The sequence below is a fragment of the Rhizobium brockwellii genome, assembly GCF_000769405.2.
GTDB classification, from domain to species: Bacteria; Pseudomonadota; Alphaproteobacteria; order Rhizobiales; family Rhizobiaceae; genus Rhizobium; species Rhizobium brockwellii.
The window spans coordinates 1,804,371-1,820,342 of sequence record NZ_CP053439.1; the positions used below are offsets into that span (position 1 = coordinate 1,804,371).

General features: G+C 62.3%; 14 protein-coding genes. 10 read left to right on the forward strand and 4 right to left on the reverse strand.

Going from position 1 to position 15,972, the window contains the following annotated elements; translation table 11 throughout:
* Nucleotides 1-4 precede the first annotated feature (4 nt).
* Nucleotides 5-457: a type II toxin-antitoxin system RatA family toxin gene (locus RLCC275e_RS09185; RefSeq protein ID WP_003559123.1), complete on the forward strand. Its 453-nt coding sequence runs from the start codon at nucleotides 5-7 to the stop codon at nucleotides 455-457.
* Between the two features lie 14 nt (nucleotides 458-471).
* Here the strand turns inward: RLCC275e_RS09185 and RLCC275e_RS09190 are convergent, their stop codons facing one another.
* A complete protein-coding gene (locus RLCC275e_RS09190; RefSeq protein ID WP_171816956.1) occupies nucleotides 472-975 on the reverse strand; it encodes a CinA family protein in 504 nt (167 codons plus the stop codon).
* A complete protein-coding gene (locus RLCC275e_RS09195; RefSeq protein ID WP_033182555.1) occupies nucleotides 972-2,189 on the reverse strand; it encodes a bifunctional 2-C-methyl-D-erythritol 4-phosphate cytidylyltransferase/2-C-methyl-D-erythritol 2,4-cyclodiphosphate synthase in 1,218 nt (405 codons plus the stop codon). The genes RLCC275e_RS09190 and RLCC275e_RS09195 overlap by 4 nt, the downstream gene beginning before the upstream one ends.
* Before the next feature lie 145 nt (nucleotides 2,190-2,334).
* Here RLCC275e_RS09195 and dusB point away from each other — a divergent pair, with 145 nt between their 5' ends.
* The 9 genes from dusB to hflX all read left to right on the forward strand — a co-directional run bounded on the left by dusB (nucleotide 2,335) and on the right by hflX (nucleotide 14,092).
* Nucleotides 2,335-3,351, forward strand: a complete 1,017-nt coding sequence (gene dusB, locus RLCC275e_RS09200) for a tRNA dihydrouridine synthase DusB (RefSeq protein ID WP_171816957.1) — start codon at nucleotides 2,335-2,337, stop codon at nucleotides 3,349-3,351.
* The gene (locus RLCC275e_RS09205; RefSeq protein ID WP_033182557.1) at nucleotides 3,348-4,502 is read left to right on the forward strand and encodes a two-component system sensor histidine kinase NtrB; all 1,155 of its coding nucleotides are present in this window, start codon (nucleotides 3,348-3,350) and stop codon (nucleotides 4,500-4,502) included. Before dusB ends, RLCC275e_RS09205 begins: the two co-directional genes overlap by 4 nt.
* Nucleotides 4,499-5,950, forward strand: a complete 1,452-nt coding sequence (gene ntrC, locus RLCC275e_RS09210; RefSeq protein ID WP_003539347.1) for a nitrogen regulation protein NR(I) — start codon at nucleotides 4,499-4,501, stop codon at nucleotides 5,948-5,950. Before RLCC275e_RS09205 ends, ntrC begins: the two co-directional genes overlap by 4 nt.
* Before the next feature lie 609 nt (nucleotides 5,951-6,559).
* Complete coding sequence (locus RLCC275e_RS09215; RefSeq protein WP_033182558.1) at nucleotides 6,560-7,549, forward strand: potassium channel beta subunit family protein; 990 nt, start codon at nucleotides 6,560-6,562, stop codon at nucleotides 7,547-7,549.
* 232 nt (nucleotides 7,550-7,781) lie between these two features.
* Nucleotides 7,782-10,052 (forward strand): sensor histidine kinase NtrY-like, encoded by a 2,271-nt coding sequence (locus RLCC275e_RS09220; protein ID WP_033182559.1) that lies wholly within the window; start codon nucleotides 7,782-7,784, stop codon nucleotides 10,050-10,052.
* Nucleotides 10,042-11,406, forward strand: a complete 1,365-nt coding sequence (ntrX, locus tag RLCC275e_RS09225) for a nitrogen assimilation response regulator NtrX (RefSeq protein ID WP_033182560.1) — start codon at nucleotides 10,042-10,044, stop codon at nucleotides 11,404-11,406. The genes RLCC275e_RS09220 and ntrX overlap by 11 nt, the downstream gene beginning before the upstream one ends.
* Nucleotides 11,407-11,470: 64 nt before the next feature.
* Entirely contained in the window at nucleotides 11,471-12,334 is an 864-nt protein-coding gene (locus RLCC275e_RS09230; RefSeq protein ID WP_033182561.1) for a D-amino-acid transaminase, read from the forward strand.
* A gap of 112 nt (nucleotides 12,335-12,446) precedes the next feature.
* Complete coding sequence (gene hfq, locus RLCC275e_RS09235; protein ID WP_003539403.1) at nucleotides 12,447-12,689, forward strand: RNA chaperone Hfq; 243 nt, start codon at nucleotides 12,447-12,449, stop codon at nucleotides 12,687-12,689.
* Nucleotides 12,690-12,766: 77 nt separating this feature from the next.
* The gene (gene hflX / locus RLCC275e_RS09240; RefSeq protein WP_033182562.1) at nucleotides 12,767-14,092 is read left to right on the forward strand and encodes a GTPase HflX; all 1,326 of its coding nucleotides are present in this window, start codon (nucleotides 12,767-12,769) and stop codon (nucleotides 14,090-14,092) included.
* A 174-nt stretch (nucleotides 14,093-14,266) separates the two neighbouring features.
* Here the strand turns inward: hflX and mazG are convergent, their stop codons facing one another.
* Together mazG and RLCC275e_RS09250 are read right to left on the reverse strand one after the other, a co-directional pair.
* Nucleotides 14,267-15,112: a nucleoside triphosphate pyrophosphohydrolase gene (gene mazG, locus RLCC275e_RS09245; protein WP_033182563.1), complete on the reverse strand. Its 846-nt coding sequence runs from the start codon at nucleotides 15,110-15,112 to the stop codon at nucleotides 14,267-14,269.
* 96 nt (nucleotides 15,113-15,208) lie between these two features.
* Entirely contained in the window at nucleotides 15,209-15,796 is a 588-nt protein-coding gene (locus RLCC275e_RS09250) for a deaminase (protein ID WP_033182564.1), read from the reverse strand.
* Nucleotides 15,797-15,972: the final 176 nt, after the last annotated feature.

The window sequence follows — 15,972 nt, forward strand, 5'->3', positions numbered from 1 at the left end:
GCTTATGCCGCAATTCGAAACGCACCGTCCCGTCCCGCACACGCCCGAGCAGATGTTCGATCTCGTCGCCGATGTCGAGCGCTATCCGGAATTCCTGCCGCTTTGCGAAGCCCTCGCCATCAGGAGCCGCAAGGAGCGCGACGGCAAGATCCTGCTCGTCGCCGACATGACGGTCGGCTATAAGGCGATCCGCGAGACCTTCACGACACAGGTGCTGCTGAACAGGGCCGAACACGTCATCGAGGTTAAATATATCGATGGTCCTTTCAAATATCTCGACAATCGCTGGCACTTTGCCGAGACGCCGTCTGGCGGCTGCACCGTCGATTTCTTCATCGATTACGAATTCAAGAGCCGCATCCTGGGCGCGTTGATGGGCTCGATGTTCGATCGCGCCTTCCGCATGTTCACCGAAGCCTTCGAGACGCGCGCAAACAGGATCTACACGCCGGCCTGATGAGCGAACCCGCGTCAGGCCGCATAGAGCGAGCGCACCATCTCCAGCGCCGTCCTGATCGTCGCCAGCCGGACCTCGCTGCGGCCGATATCGCCATAGAACATCTTTCGATGGATGATCGCGCCGGCGCGCGATTTGGCGGCGAGATGCACGAGGCCGACCGGTTTTTCCGCCGATCCGCCGCCAGGACCGGCAATGCCGGTGACGGCAACGGCGATCTCGGCGCCTGAGCGGAAGAGAGCGCCATGCACCATCTGCCGCGCCGTTTCCTCGGAGACCGCCCCGAAACGCAGTAGCGTTTCCGCCTGCACGCCGAGCATCTCCACTTTTGCGCTATTCGTATAAGTGACGAAGCCGCGGTCGACGACGGCGGACGAACCCGATATCTCCGTCAGCGCCCCGGCGATCAGCCCGCCGGTGCAGGATTCGGCAGTCGAGACCATCAGGCCTGCAGCCGTGAAGTCACGGATGATCGTCTCCGCCATCGAAATAATATCGTCGGGAAAAAGGTTCATCATTTCTTCCCGCGATAGACGACGGTGGCAGTCGCGATCGCCGCGATGCCTTCGCGCCGGCCGACGAAGCCGATCGTCTCGTTGGTCGTCGCCTTGACCGAGCAGCGCTCGATATCGATGCCGAGATAATCCGACAGTTTCGCCCGCATGGCGTCGCGATGCGGGCCGACCTTCGGCGCCTCGGCGATCAGCGAGACGTCGGCATTCATGATCGTGCCGCCGCGCTCGCGCACGATCCGGGCAGCATGCTCGATGAAGATCCGCGAAGGCGCGCCCTTCCATTGCGGGTCGGATGGCGGGAAATGATCGCCGATATCGCCGGCGCCGCAGGTGGCAAGCAGCGCGTCCGTTAGCGCATGCAGCGCGACGTCGGCATCCGAATGACCTTTCAGCTTCTGATCATGCGGAATGAACACGCCGCAGAGCGTCACGCCATCGCCGGCTACGAGCTGGTGCACGTCGTAGCCGTTGCCGGTGCGCACGTCCGGAAGCAGCGAAGCCGACAGCTTGTCGTCGGCCATGGCGATATCGTTCTTGACCGTCAGCTTGACGTTGTCGGCCGTGCCCTCGACGATCGTCACCGGAATGCCCAGCCATTCGGCGATCGAGGCATCGTCGGTGAAATCGCTTCGTCCGCTTGCCGCCGCCTTCTCATGCGCCTCGAGGATCGTTTCGAAGGCGAAGGATTGCGGCGTCTGCGCCGCGTAGAGATGCTCGCGTGAAACCGTCGTCAGCACGGTGCCGGCGCTGTCGGCGCGTTTCAGCGTATCGGTGACCGGGATCGCCGGCAGGACCGCCTGTGCGCCGGCATCAAGGCTCTCGGTGATGCGGTCCAGGAGATCATGGTCGAAGAACGGCCGCACGGCATCATGGATCAGCACATGGCTGATTTGCTTGTCCTTGAGGTATCTGAGGCCCGCCAGCACGGATTGCTGCCTAGTCGCACCCCCATGCACCGTTTCGATCGGCGTTGCCGAGATGATGTGGCGGAAGGCTCTCGCAAACAGCGCATCGTCATCGGGATGAATGACGACGACGATCTCAGTTGCCGCTTCCCATGTCATGAAGTTTTCAAGCGTATGCACGATAACCGGCTTACCGCCGATCATGCGATACTGCTTGGGGCCTTCCGTGGAGGATCCCGCGCGCTCGCCGCGGCCGGCGGCCACGATGACAATTCCAGCCGATATCGGTTGCTTAGAAGGCATTTGCAGCATAAATCCCCTAAAATATGCGGAATTGACCCGAGTGCTCTAACGTCTTGCTTTGGCCTTTTCCAGCATCTGCCCGAAAAATATCAATTCCCATCCCATCCCCCTTGGCAAGCCAGGGAATAGTGGCTAAAAATAATGCAGTTCTATTGTGTGCCCGAAAGATAATCATTTGATTTCCAAGGACCTCGCAGCGCCTTTCCGAATCGGACCCGTGTCCGTGCGGAACCGCGTTGTGCTGGCGCCGATGTCCGGCGTCACGGATATGCCCTTCCGCGAGCTTGCCTGGCGCTTCGGCGCCGGCCTCGTCGTCACCGAGATGGTGGCGAGCCGCGAACTGGTCAACGACACGGCCGAATCCTGGTCGCGGCTCAGTGCTGCGGGCTTCCGGCCGCATATGGTGCAGCTTGCCGGGCGCGAGGCGCACTGGATGGCGGAGGCCGCCAAGATCGCCGCCGATCATGGCGCCGATATCATCGACATCAACATGGGCTGTCCGGCAAAGAAGGTGATCGGCGGTTATTCCGGCTCGGCGCTGATGCGCGACCCCGATCACGCGCTCGGCCTCATCGAGGCGACGGTGAAGGCCGTCGACATTCCGGTGACGCTGAAGATGCGCCTCGGCTGGGACGAGAATTCGATCAACGCGCCTGATATCGCCCGCCGCGCCGAGGCCGCCGGGATCCAGCTTGTGACCATTCACGGGCGCACCCGCATGCAATTCTATGAAGGCCGCGCCGATTGGGATGCGATCCGCGCCGTCCGCGAGGTGATCTCCATTCCGCTGATCGCCAATGGCGATGTCGAAACCGCAGGCGATGCGCAGGAAATATTGCGCCGCTCGGGCGCCGACGCCGTGATGATCGGCAGAGGCTGCCAGGGCAGGCCGTGGCATGCCGGCGTCATATCAGGGGCGCCCGCACCGCTACCCCCTGACATCGCCGATATCGCCGTTGAACATTACCGGATGATGCTGGATTTCTATGGCGAGGCCGTGGCGATCCGCCACGGCCGTAAGCACCTTGGCTGGTATCTCCAGCGTTTCGCGCCTGATCTGTTGGGCGACGAAAAGGCTGCGATCATGACTTCGCGCGACCCGCGCGAAGTGGCCGCGCGTCTTTACGATGCATTGGCGGCCAGTGTTGTCGACAGCCGGGAGGCGGCATGACGAAAGATATGACATCTCCGTCCGATCACGCCGGCGGGACCGTCGCCATGGCCGTGCTGAACGCCATCCAGAACCCCGTCGTCATGGTCGACGAATCCGGCTTCGTCGTTTTCGCCAATTGGGAAGCGGAGGCCTTTTTCGGCGCCAGCGCCTCGCATCTGGCCCGTTACCGGATTTCGACCTTCATTCCTTTCGGCAGCCCGCTGCTTGCCCTGATCGACCAGGTGCGCGAGCGCAAGGCGCCGGTCAACGAATATCGCGTCGACCTGAGTTCGCCCCGCCTCGGACAGGACAAGCTCGTCGATCTCTACGTCGCCCCGGTGCTCAGCGAGCCCGGCGCCGTCGTCATCGTCTTTCAGGAACGCTCGATGGCCGACAAGATCGACCGGCAGCTGACGCATCGCGCCGCCGCCCGCTCGGTGACCGGCCTTGCTTCGATGCTGGCGCATGAGATCAAGAATCCGCTCTCCGGCATCCGCGGCGCCGCCCAGTTGCTCGAACAGTCTGCGGTCGACGACGATCGGGCGCTGACCCGGCTGATCTGCGACGAGACCGATCGCATCGTCTCGCTGGTCGATCGTATGGAAGTCTTTTCCGACGAACGCCCTGTCGACCGCATGCCGGTCAACATCCATTCGGTGCTCGATCATGTGAAGGCGGTCGCCAAGGCGGGTTTTGCGCGCAACATCCGCGTCACCGAGAGTTACGACCCGTCGCTGCCGGCCGTCTATGCCAATCGCGACCAGCTCGTCCAGGTCTTCCTCAATCTGGTGAAGAACGCCGCCGAAGCGGTCGGCGATCGGCCGGACGGCGAGATCATGCTGACGACGGCCTATCGCCCCGGCATCCGTCTTTCGGTCGCCGGCACGCGCGAAAAGATCTCGCTGCCGCTGGAATTCTGCGTCCACGACAACGGCCCCGGCGTCCCCCTCGATCTGGTGCCGCATCTCTTCGATCCCTTCATCACCACCAAGCCGAACGGCAGCGGCCTCGGACTGGCGCTGGTCGCCAAGATCATTGGCGATCACGGCGGCATCATTGAATGCGACAGCCAGAACAGCCGCACGACATTCCGCGTTCTCATGCCGGCGTCGAAGGACGCCTCGCTCGAAGACGCCTCTATAGCAAGCTCGACAGGACCTTCTCGATGACAGCCACGATCCTCGTTGCAGATGATGATGCGGCCATCCGGACCGTGCTCAACCAGGCTTTGAGCCGCGCCGGTTATGACGTTCGCATCACCTCCAACGCCGCTACCCTCTGGCGCTGGATTTCGGCAGGCGAGGGCGATCTGGTCGTCACCGATGTGGTGATGCCCGACGAAAACGCCTTCGATCTGCTGCCGCGCATCAAGAAGGCGCGGCCCGACCTGCCCGTCCTCGTCATGAGCGCCCAGAACACCTTCATGACCGCCATCAAGGCCTCGGAGAAGGGGGCTTACGACTATCTGCCGAAGCCCTTCGATCTCACCGAACTTATCGGCATCATCGGCCGGGCGCTGGCCGAGCCGAAGCGCAAGCCCGCCAAGCTCGAAGACGACATGCAGGACGGCATGCCGCTCGTCGGCCGCTCGGCGGCGATGCAGGAAATCTACCGCGTGCTCGCCCGCCTGATGCAGACGGACCTGACGCTGATGATCACCGGCGAATCCGGCACCGGCAAGGAACTCGTCGCCCGCGCGCTGCATGATTACGGCAAGCGCCGCAACGGCCCGTTCGTCGCGATCAACATGGCCGCGATCCCGCGCGACCTGATCGAATCCGAACTCTTCGGCCATGAGAAGGGCGCCTTTACCGGCGCGCAGACCCGCTCGACCGGCCGCTTCGAGCAGGCCGAAGGCGGCACGCTCTTCCTCGACGAGATCGGCGACATGCCGATGGACGCCCAGACACGGCTCTTACGCGTCCTGCAGCAGGGCGAATATACCACCGTCGGCGGCCGCACGCCGATCCGCACCGATGTGCGCATCGTTGCCGCCACCAACAAGGACCTCAAGCAGGCGATCAACCAGGGCCTCTTCCGCGAGGACCTCTATTACCGCCTCAATGTCGTGCCGCTGCGCCTGCCGCCGCTGCGCGACCGCGCCGAAGACATTCCCGATCTGGTGCGCCATTTCATCCAGCAGGCGGAAAAGGAAGGTCTTGGCTCCAAGCGCTTCGATCAGGAGGCGCTCGAACTGATGAAGGCCTATGCCTGGCCCGGCAACGTCCGCGAGCTGGAAAATCTCATCCGCCGCCTGATGGCGCTTTACCCGCAGGATGTGATCACCCGCGAAATCATCGACGCGGAACTGCGTTCCGACGTGCCCGACAGCCCGATCGACAAGGGGCCGATGCGCAGCGGCTCGATGACGATCGCGCAAGCCGTCGAGGAGAACATGCGCAGCTATTTCGCAGGCTTCGGGGACAATCTGCCGCCGCCCGGCCTCTATGATCGCGTGCTGACCGAAATGGAATATCCGCTGATCCTCGCCGCTCTGACGGCGACACGCGGCAACCAGATCAAGGCCGCCGATCTTCTCGGTCTCAACCGCAACACCTTGCGCAAGAAGATCAGGGAACTTGGCGTCTCGGTCTACAGGAGTTCCCGCACCGCCTGAGCCTGCTCCGGGGCGCAATTGAAAGAAGGCGGCGGGCCCTCATGTTGCCCACCGCCCACCCCTCCCGGCGTCCGCCGCCACGGTCGGGAGGAGAGGTGAGCCTATCTGAGCCAGGCCACGGTTTATATCCAAGCAGACAAACAAAGATGCGGTGTCATTCGACAGTCACATAAGCATTTGTGAAGATTGTTTTGCCGACAGGCAAATGTCATTGAAGTTGCTGCGATCATCGTCGCCGTGCCTGTGGATAAGCTGTGGATATCCGGTGGATGACAGGATCAATCAGCGGTCGATAATGTCGCAGATTCCAATCGCATGTTGCCTATCCGTTCCGAATCTAGTCATTCTGCCGTTGCTGCTGTCGACCTCCGCCGCAAACGTCGTCGATCGCATGCCACGGGGCGCTCCGACTGATGTCGTGGAGCGCCCTTTTTCTTTACGGTCGGGGGCTGACAGGAACTGCGACATCGTGTTTTGGTCAACTTGACGCGTTGAGCCTCGCATATCGTTACGCATGCCATAGATTACGCCAATCGGTGGTCGATCAATCGGGCGACGCCGACCCCGGTGACAGGCCGGCACATATTCATAATTTGCGGGAGTTGCATGATGGAATATCGACGTTTGGGAAAGTCGGGCCTGCAGGTGAGCGAGTTCTCCTTCGGTTCCTGGGTGACGTTCGGCAAGCAGGTCAGTGGAGGCGACGCCGTCGACCTCATGAGGCTTGCCTATGACAACGGGGTGAACTTCTTCGACAATGCCGAAGGATACGAGAGCGGCAAGTCCGAGATCGTGATGGGCGAGGCGCTCAGCAGGCTCGGCTGGAGCCGCGACAGCTTCATCGTCTCCAGCAAGGTCTTCTGGGGAGGCCAGAAGCCGACGCAGCGCGGCCTGTCGCGCAAGCATGTGACCGACGCCTGTCATGCAGCGCTCAAGCGGCTTCAGGTCGACTACCTCGACCTTTACTTCTGCCACCGCCCGGATATCGACACGCCGATCGAGGAAACGGTTCGGGCGATGCACGATCTCGTCGCCCAGGGCAAGGTGCTCTACTGGGGAACGTCGGAATGGTCCGCCCAGCAATTGACGGAAGCCTACGCCGTTGCCCGGGACTTGCGCATCACGCCGCCGACCATGGAGCAGCCGCAGTACAACATCTTCGAACGCCAGAAGGTCGAGTCCGACTATCTGCCGCTCTACGACCTGATCGGCCTTGGCACCACGATCTGGTCGCCGCTCGCCTCGGGCGTCCTGACCGGCAAGTACAATAATGGTGTGCCGGCCGACAGCCGTATGAACCTGCCGGGCTACGAATGGCTGAAGGAAAAGTGGTCCAGTGATGCCGGCCTTGCCCAGCTCAAACAAGTTGGCGAGCTCGCAAAGCTCGCCGACGAGATCGGCATGTCGATCACGCATCTCGCCCTTTTGTGGTGCCTCGCCAACCGGAACGTCTCGACGGTCATTCTTGGAGCCTCGCGCGCCAGCCAGCTGCAGGACAATCTCGCGGCCCTCTCACACCGAGACAAGATGACGTCTGACGTGTTGGAGCGGATCGACACGATCGTCGGAAACAAACCCGAAGGACCGCGTCGCTTCTAGAGGAAACAGACCTCCCCCGACGGATCAGATTAAGGCCCGTCGAGGGAAGCGCGGCTTGACAATGTGACGAGACGCGTTGCATTTTCGCCACAATGCGTTGCTTAAAGGTCACGCACGGGTTTTGGACATTCGCTCCCGATCGAGTCGTTGCAACGCTGGCTTCTTTAAGCCGGCGTTTCCTTGGTTTCGATCGGATGGCGAGGGCGGCAGGTGCCGTCCGAAGAGAGGCCGAATGACGCAGGATGGGGTATCGCCGGCGGCGGCGGGCGAGACGGTGACGACGGTGACCGATCGCCGCGCGCTTTTTGCCGTGCCCGGCCTCGTGCTCGCCGGCGGCGCGCTTCTCTGCGCCACGGCCACGCTTTTCGTGCTGCTCGGACTGACGCCGATCGCGCCGACGTCGCATGTCGTCATCACCTCGGTGATCGTCAATTCCTTCTTTGTCCTGACGCTGCTCGCCCTGATCGCTCGCGAGGTGGCAAGGCTGCTGAAGGCGCGCACCCGCGGCCGCGCCGCAGCCCGCCTGCATATCCGCATCGTCGTGCTCTTTTCGATCGTCGCGATCACGCCGGCGATCCTCGTCGCCATCTTCGCCAGTATCACGCTGAATGCCGGTCTTGACCGCTGGTTTGCCCTGCGCACCCAGTCGATCGTCAGCTCGTCGCGCAATATCGGCCAAGCCTACATGATGGAGAATGCCAGCTATCTGCAGGGGCAGACTGTCTCCATGGCCAACGACCTCGAGCGCAACCGCGCGCTCTACAGCCTCGACAGGACGGGCTTTGCCGACCTGATGACCCGCCAGGCGAGGGGCCGCGGCCTGCTCGGCGCCTTCCTGGTCGAGCGCGACGGCTCGGTGATCGTCCAGGCCGATATCGCCACCGAAAAGCCGCTGCCGGCCATTCCGCAGGACGCGCTGGAAAAGGCGGCGGCCGGCCAGCCGACGCTGATCCCGCCCGGCGTTACCAATCTCGTCGGCGCCATCATCAAACTCGATGCCATCCAGGGCACTTTTCTCTATACGGTGCGCGCCGTCGATCCCAAGGTCATGGGCGCCATGCGCATGATGGAGGAGAACGCCACCGAATACCGCTCGATGGAGGCCAACCGCTTCTCGCTGCAGGTCGCCTTTGCCGTGCTCTATATCGGCTTCGCGCTGATCGTGCTCCTGGCGGCGATCTGGACTGCGATCGCCGTCGCCGACCGTATCGTCCGGCCGATCCGGCTGCTGATCACGGCGGCCGACAGCGTTGCATCGGGCAATATGGATATCGTCGTGCCGGTGCATGCCGTCGATGGCGACGTCGCCAACCTCTCGCGCACATTCAACAAGATGATTTCGGAAATCCGCACCCAGCGCGACGAGATCCTGGAAGCCAAGGACGAGGTCGACGATCGCCGCCGCTTCATCGAGGCGGTGCTGTCGGGCGTCACCGCCGCCGTCATCGGCGTCGAGCAGGACCGCCGCATCGCCATCGTCAACAGTTCGGCCGAGACGCTGATGTCGCTGTCGGCCGACGAAATGCTCGGAAAGCAGCTGGTTGACATCGCGCCGGAGGTCGATCACGTGTTGACCGAGGCGGCGGTGCGTTATCGCGGCGATTTCCGCAAGCAGATCGCCCTTGTGCGCGGCGGCACGGTGAGGACGCTGAGCGTTCAGGTCACCCGCGAGGAAGTGCGCGACATGAGCGAATCCTACGTGATCACGCTCGACGACATCACCGATCTCGTCATCGCCCAGCGCTCGACCGCCTGGGGCGACGTGGCCAGGCGCATCGCCCATGAGATCAAGAACCCGCTGACGCCGATCCAGCTGTCCGCCGAGCGCATCCAGCGCCGCTACGGCAAGCAGATCGACCCGGATGACCGGACCGTCTTCGACCAGTGCACGGATACGATCATCCGCCAGGTCGGCGATATCGGCCGCATGGTCGACGAATTCTCAGCCTTTGCCCGCATGCCGAAGCCGACCAAGGAGCCGAGCGACCTGCGCAATATCCTGCGCGACGCGATCTTCCTGCGCGAGATGGGTAACCATCACGTCACCTTCGAGCAGGATTTCGGCGACCAGCCGCTGGAGGGCTTGTTCGATAGCCGCATGCTCGGCCAGGCTTTCGGAAATCTCATCAAGAATGCCGTCGAATCGATCGAGGCCGTTCCGAGCGACGAACGGGACGAACGCAAGGTTCTCGTCCGCGCAGCCCTCGATACCGGCCGCGACCGCTTCACCGTCGACGTCATCGACAATGGCCGCGGCCTGCCGGTGGAGAACCGCCACAGCATTCTGGAGCCCTATATGACGATGCGCGAGAAGGGCACCGGCCTCGGCCTCGCCATCGTCAAGAAGATCATCGAGGAACATGGCGGGCAGCTCGAGCTGCATGATGCGCCCGCCGATTTTGACCGGGGAAGAGGGGCCATGATCCGCGTGCATCTGCCACGCCTGGATCCGACGCCTGCTGCCCCCGCAGCCAATGACAAGGAAAGCGTTTATGGCCTCTGATATTCTCGTCGTCGACGATGAGCACGATATTCGCGAGATCGTTTCCGGCATTCTCTCGGATGAAGGGCACGAGACGCGCACGGCCCACGACAGCGACAGCGCACTGGCGGCGATTTCCGATCGCGTGCCGCGGCTGATCTTCCTCGATATCTGGATGCAGGGCAGCAAGCTCGATGGTCTGTCGCTGCTCGACGAGATCAGGACCCGCCATCCCGAACTGCCCGTCGTCATGATATCAGGCCATGGCAACATCGAGACCGCCGTCTCGGCGATCAAGCGCGGCGCCTTCGATTTCATCGAGAAGCCCTTCAAAGCCGACCGGCTGATCCTGATCGCCGAACGTGCGCTGGAGAATTCCAAGCTGAAGCGCGAGGTCTCGGATCTGAAGCGCCGCACCGGCGATGCGCTGGAGCTGATCGGCACCTCGGTCGCCGTTTCACAGCTGCGCCAGACGATCGAGAAGGTTGCACCGACCAACAGCCGCATCATGATCCTCGGCGCCTCCGGCTCCGGCAAGGAGCTGGTGGCGCGGATGATCCACAAGAAGTCGTCCCGCGCCAACGGCCCCTTCGTTGCGATCAACGCCGCCAACATCACGCCCGAACGCATGGAAGTGGCGCTGTTCGGCACCGAGGGCACGCCCGGCCAGGCGCGCAAGATCGGCGCGCTCGAGGAAGCCCATCGCGGCATCCTCTATCTCGACGAAGTCGGCGAAATGCCGCGCGAGACGCAGAACAAGATCCTGCGCGTCCTGGTCGACCAGCAGTTCGAGCGGGTCGGCGGCTCCAAGCGTGTCAAGGTCGATGTCCGCATCATCTCCTCGACCGCCTATAATCTTGAGAGCCGCATCGCCGAGGGCTGGTTCCGCGAGGATCTCTACCATCGCCTCGCCGTCGTTCCGGTGCGTGTGCCGGCGCTGGCCGAACGGCGCGAGGACATTCCCTTCCTCGTCGATCAGCTGATGCGCCAGATATCGGAGCAGGCCGGCATCCGTCCGCGCCGCATCGGCGACGACGCCATGGCGGTGCTGCAGGCGCATGACTGGCCCGGCAATATCCGCCAGCTGCGCAACAATATCGAGCGGCTGATGATCCTTGCCCGCACCGACGGCCCGGATGCGCCGATCACCGCCGACATGCTGCCGACCGATCTCGGCGATATGCTGCCGAAGGTGTCCGCCAAGAACGACTATCACATCATGACGCTGCCGCTGCGCGAAGCCCGCGAGATGTTCGAGAAGGATTATCTGATCGCCCAGATCAACCGCTTCGGCGGCAATATCTCGCGCACCGCGGAATTCGTCGGCATGGAGCGTTCGGCGTTGCACCGCAAGCTGAAGTCGCTCGGCGTCTGATTGTATCCGGCGCGGCCGACGCCGCGCCGCGTCCCATATTGCTTCCCGGAAGACCAGGTTTCCCATGCCGAGAATTGCCTATGTGAATGGCCGTTACGTCAAGCATTCCGATGCCAGCGTGCATATCGAGGATCGCGGCTATCAGTTTGCCGATGGCGTTTACGAGGTCTGCGAAGTGCGCCATGGTTATATCGTCGATCTCACGCGCCATCTGAACCGTCTCGACCGTTCGCTCGGTGAGTTGCGCATCGCCCGGCCGATGGGCCGGGCGGCGCTGACGCAGGTCATTCGCGAGACGCTGCGCCGCAACCATGTCCGCAACGGGCTTTTCTACATGCAGGTGACGCGCGGCGTCGCCCGCCGCGATCATGTCTTTCCGGCCGAGGGAACGCCGCCCTCGCTTGTCATCACCGCCAAGAGCACCGATGCCAGGATCATCGCCGCCAAGAACGCCAACGGCATCAAGGCGATCACCCTTGTCGACAATCGCTGGGACCGCGTCGACATCAAGTCCGTCGGCTTGCTGCCGAATGCCATGGCTCGCCAGCAGGCCAAGGAGGCGGGCGCCCAGGAAGCGATCTATGTCGACGGCGACGGCATGGTGAAGGAAGGGGCGGCGACCAATGTCTGGATCGTCGATCCTGATGGAACGCTGGTGACGCGCCCGGCCGAACACGGCATTCTGCGCGGCATTACCCGCACCACTCTGATGGATGTCGCAGCCAAGTTGGAGTTGAAAATCGCCGAGCGGAGCTTCTCCGTTTCGGAGATGCTCGCAGCCCGCGAGGTCTTCCTCACTGCAGCCACAAGCATTTGTTTTCCGGTCGTTTCCGTCGATGGCCAGGTCATTGCCAACGGCCATCCGGGCAGCGTTTCGCAGAAAGTCCGCGAGGCCTTTTTCGACGTTGCGGAAAAGATTGCGATTTGATACCAAGATTTGCTGGACAGGTGGAACGAGGATGCCGCCGGTCTTCGCATGGTGAGGTTGATTGATATTCTACCGGCCAGATCAGGTCGGCAATAAAGAAAGAAGCGGCGCGATGGCGGAACGTTCTCAGAATCTTCAGGACTTATTTCTCAATACTGTTCGCAAGCAAAAGATTTCCCTGACAATCTTTCTGATCAACGGCGTGAAACTCACGGGCGTTGTTACGTCTTTTGACAATTTCTGTGTTCTTCTTCGCCGTGACGGCCATTCGCAGCTCGTGTATAAGCATGCGATCTCGACGATCATGCCGGGCCAGCCCATGCAGATGTTTGAGAGCGAAGAAGCAGCGTCCTAACAGGATCAGCCGTCATTTCGACACGCGATACCAAGAACGATTCGATCATCCCTGAGGCCGCCAAGCACAGGGACGACATGCGCGCGACCGTCGTCGTGCCGGTTCTGAAATCGCGCAGTCGCGGCGGCCAGAGCGAATCGGCATCGACCCGCACGCCGGAAAGCCGGCTCGAAGAGGCGACGGGCCTTGCCCAGGCGATCGACCTCGATGTCGTCAATGGCCAGATCGTCCCGGTCAACGACCCGAGACCGGCCACATTGCTCGGCACCGGCAAGATTGAGGAGATCAAGGCGCTGCTCGACGAGCGCGATTCCGGTCTCGTCATCGTCGATCATCCGCTGACGCCGGTGCAGCAGCGCAACCTCGAAAAGGTATGGAACGCCAAGGTCATCGACCGGACGGGCCTCATCCTCGAAATTTTCGGCCGCCGCGCCTCCACCAAGGAAGGCACGCTGCAGGTCGATCTCGCTCATCTCAATTATCAGAAGGGCCGCCTGGTCCGAAGCTGGACCCACCTTGAACGCCAGCGCGGCGGCGGCGGTTTCATGGGCGGCCCCGGCGAAACTCAGATCGAAGCCGACCGACGGATGCTGCAGGACCGCATCATCAAGCTCGAACGCGAGCTGGAGCAGGTCGTGCGCACCCGCCAGCTCCATCGCGCCAAGCGCCGCAAGGTGCCGCACCCGATCGTGGCGCTGGTCGGTTATACCAATGCCGGCAAGTCGACGCTGTTCAACCGCATCACCGGCGCCGGCGTGCTGGCTGAAGACATGCTCTTTGCCACGCTCGACCCGACGCTTCGGCGCATGAAACTGCCGCACGGCCGCACCGTCATCCTGTCCGACACCGTCGGCTTCATCTCCGACCTGCCGACCCATCTGGTCGCCGCCTTCCGGGCGACGCTGGAAGAGGTGCTGGAAGCCGATCTCATCCTGCATGTCCGGGACATGTCCGATGCCGACAACCAGGCGCAGAGCTCCGACGTGATGCGCATCCTGAACGACCTCGGCATCGACGAGGCCGAAGCCGAAAAGCGACTGATCGAGGTCTGGAACAAGATCGACCGGCTGGAGCCCGAGGTGCACGATGCCATGGTGCAAAAATCGGCGGGCGCTAGCAACGTGGTGGCGGTTTCGGCCGTCAGCGGCGAAGGCGTCGATACGCTGATGGAAGAGATCAGCCGCAGACTGTCAGGCGTGATGACCGTGGCGACGATCCGCCTTCCGGTCGACAAGCTGGCGCTGCTGCCCTGGCTTTACGATCACGCGATCGTCGACGGCCGCGAGGATAATGAGGACGGCACGATCACCCTCGATCTGCGCCTTTCCGAAACCGAGGCGACCGAACTCGAACGGCGTATTGGCAATGGCTCGAGGTCTTCAAAGGAAGATTGGGAACGGTAGTTGGCGAGACCAGCCCCTCATCCGGCTGCCGCCACCTTCGTAAACGGGGCGAAGGGACAAGCCGCGAGCTCTCCATCCCCCGCATTCCCCTCGTATGGCACGTCCCCTCTACCCGTTTACGGGGAGAGGGTTGGGGTGAGGGGCAGCCATCTGCACGCACGGGTAGGCGATAAATCACTCCGCCCCAACCACGATCGCTCTCTCGATCGCCTTGGCCGCCTGCCAGATTTCTTCCATACGTTCGAGGCTGGCCGCTTCCAGCGTCTCGCCTCCTGCTTCAAGAACCTGTTCTATATGGCTGAAGCGACGACGGAATTTCGTATTCGTGCCGCGTAGCGCCTGTTCCGGATCGGCCTTGACGTGCCGGCCGATATTGACGACCGCGAAGATCAGGTCGCCGAGCTCGTCGCTGACCTTTGCCTGATCGCCTTCCTTAAGTGCCACCCGCAATTCGCCGATCTCCTCCTCGATCTTGTCGAGGATCGGCTCCGGCGCTGACCAGTCGAAGCCGACTTTGGCGGCGCGTTCCTGCAGCTTCAGCGCTTCCGTCAAAGCCGGGAAGCTGCGCTGTACGGAGCCGAGGAAGCCGCTGTTGAAGTTCTCGGTGATGCCACGCCGTGACCGCCGCTCGGCGCGCTCGCGTTTCTCCGCCTGCTTGATCTCGTCCCATTGTATCTTCACCGCGTCCGGCGTATCCGCCGCCGAGCGGGCAAAGACATGCGGGTGGCGGCGGATCATCTTGGCGGTGATGGCGTTGACCACGTCGCCGAAGGAAAATTCGCCGGCCTCCTCGGCCATGCGGGCGTGAAAGACCACCTGCAGCAGCAGATCGCCCAGTTCGTCGCAGAGATCGTCCATATCGCCGCGCTCGATCGCGTCGGAGACCTCATAGGCCTCCTCGATCGTATAGGGCTTGATCGTCTCGAAGTTCTGCACGATGTCCCAGGGGCAGCCGGTTTCGGGATGGCGCAGCGCCGCCATGATCTCGATCAGCCGCGAAATGTCTTTGGAAGGTTCCATGTTGCCTCGGTTCAGCAGGCTTCAGTTCAGAGGCCCTCAGTTCAGTGGCCCTCAGTTCAGGGGCCCTCAGTTCAGTGGCCCTCAGTTCAGGGGCCCTCAGTTCAAGGGGATGTCGTTGGCGCTCTTCGACGACTGATAGCTGGTCGACAGCGCGTCGTAGCGCGCCTTGATGCGGGCGGTCTGTGTCTTCAGCGCGGTCTTCAGCAGAGTCTCCTCGGTCTCGACGAGATCGGCGATGGCAAAGCTGTTCCAGAAGGCGTTTTGCCTGCGGTAGCCGCCGGGTTCAAGCCCGAAGACTTCCTTCAGGATCTTCAGGTCGTGCGGAATGGCGAAGGCGTCGCGCGAATCCTCGTGGCTGAAAAAATAGTAGAAATTGTCGAAGCCGGCCCAGGTGATCGCCGACATGCACATGGTGCAGGGTTCGTGCGTCGACAGGAAGATCAGATCCTTGGTCGGCGGCTTGTCGCCAAGCTCGTAGAAACGCTTCAGCGTATGCACCTCGCCGTGCCAGAGCGGATTTTCCAGCTCGTTATTGGTCTCTGCGACGACAAGCGAAAGATCGGATTTCCGTAGGATCGCCGCACCGAACACCTTGTTGCCAAGCGAAACGCCACGCTCCGTCAGCGGCAGGATATCGTCTTCCATGACCTGAAGCAGGCGGGAGGCAATGGTCTTATCAGGCATGAGGACACTCCAGTTTTCCTCAGTCTATCGCCTTGGCGGCGCGAGTGAAATGCGTCAAGCAGCGGTGGACGACTTTTGTCACAGGCTTTATACTGCGCTGCAGCAAGCGGGCTGGGAACATGCGGTTTTTGGGCCGCACGGGTGACTTTTCTCAAATCACGGACGGCACGAGCAAA

Coding starts and splice junctions, on each gene's coding strand:
- RLCC275e_RS09185 (WP_003559123.1), top strand. CDS start 5: ATGCCGCAATTCGAAACGCACCGTCCCGTCCCGCACACGCCCGAGCAG.
- RLCC275e_RS09190 (WP_171816956.1), bottom strand. CDS start 975: ATGATGAACCTTTTTCCCGACGATATTATTTCGATGGCGGAGACGATC.
- RLCC275e_RS09195 (WP_033182555.1), bottom strand. CDS start 2,189: ATGCTGCAAATGCCTTCTAAGCAACCGATATCGGCTGGAATTGTCATC.
- RLCC275e_RS09205 (WP_033182557.1), top strand. CDS start 3,348: ATGACGAAAGATATGACATCTCCGTCCGATCACGCCGGCGGGACCGTC.
- ntrC (WP_003539347.1), top strand. CDS start 4,499: ATGACAGCCACGATCCTCGTTGCAGATGATGATGCGGCCATCCGGACC.
- RLCC275e_RS09215 (WP_033182558.1), top strand. CDS start 6,560: ATGGAATATCGACGTTTGGGAAAGTCGGGCCTGCAGGTGAGCGAGTTC.
- RLCC275e_RS09220 (WP_033182559.1), top strand. CDS start 7,782: ATGACGCAGGATGGGGTATCGCCGGCGGCGGCGGGCGAGACGGTGACG.
- ntrX (WP_033182560.1), top strand. CDS start 10,042: ATGGCCTCTGATATTCTCGTCGTCGACGATGAGCACGATATTCGCGAG.
- RLCC275e_RS09230 (WP_033182561.1), top strand. CDS start 11,471: ATGCCGAGAATTGCCTATGTGAATGGCCGTTACGTCAAGCATTCCGAT.
- hfq (WP_003539403.1), top strand. CDS start 12,447: ATGGCGGAACGTTCTCAGAATCTTCAGGACTTATTTCTCAATACTGTT.
- hflX (WP_033182562.1), top strand. CDS start 12,767: ATGCGCGCGACCGTCGTCGTGCCGGTTCTGAAATCGCGCAGTCGCGGC.
- mazG (WP_033182563.1), bottom strand. CDS start 15,112: ATGGAACCTTCCAAAGACATTTCGCGGCTGATCGAGATCATGGCGGCG.
- RLCC275e_RS09250 (WP_033182564.1), bottom strand. CDS start 15,796: ATGCCTGATAAGACCATTGCCTCCCGCCTGCTTCAGGTCATGGAAGAC.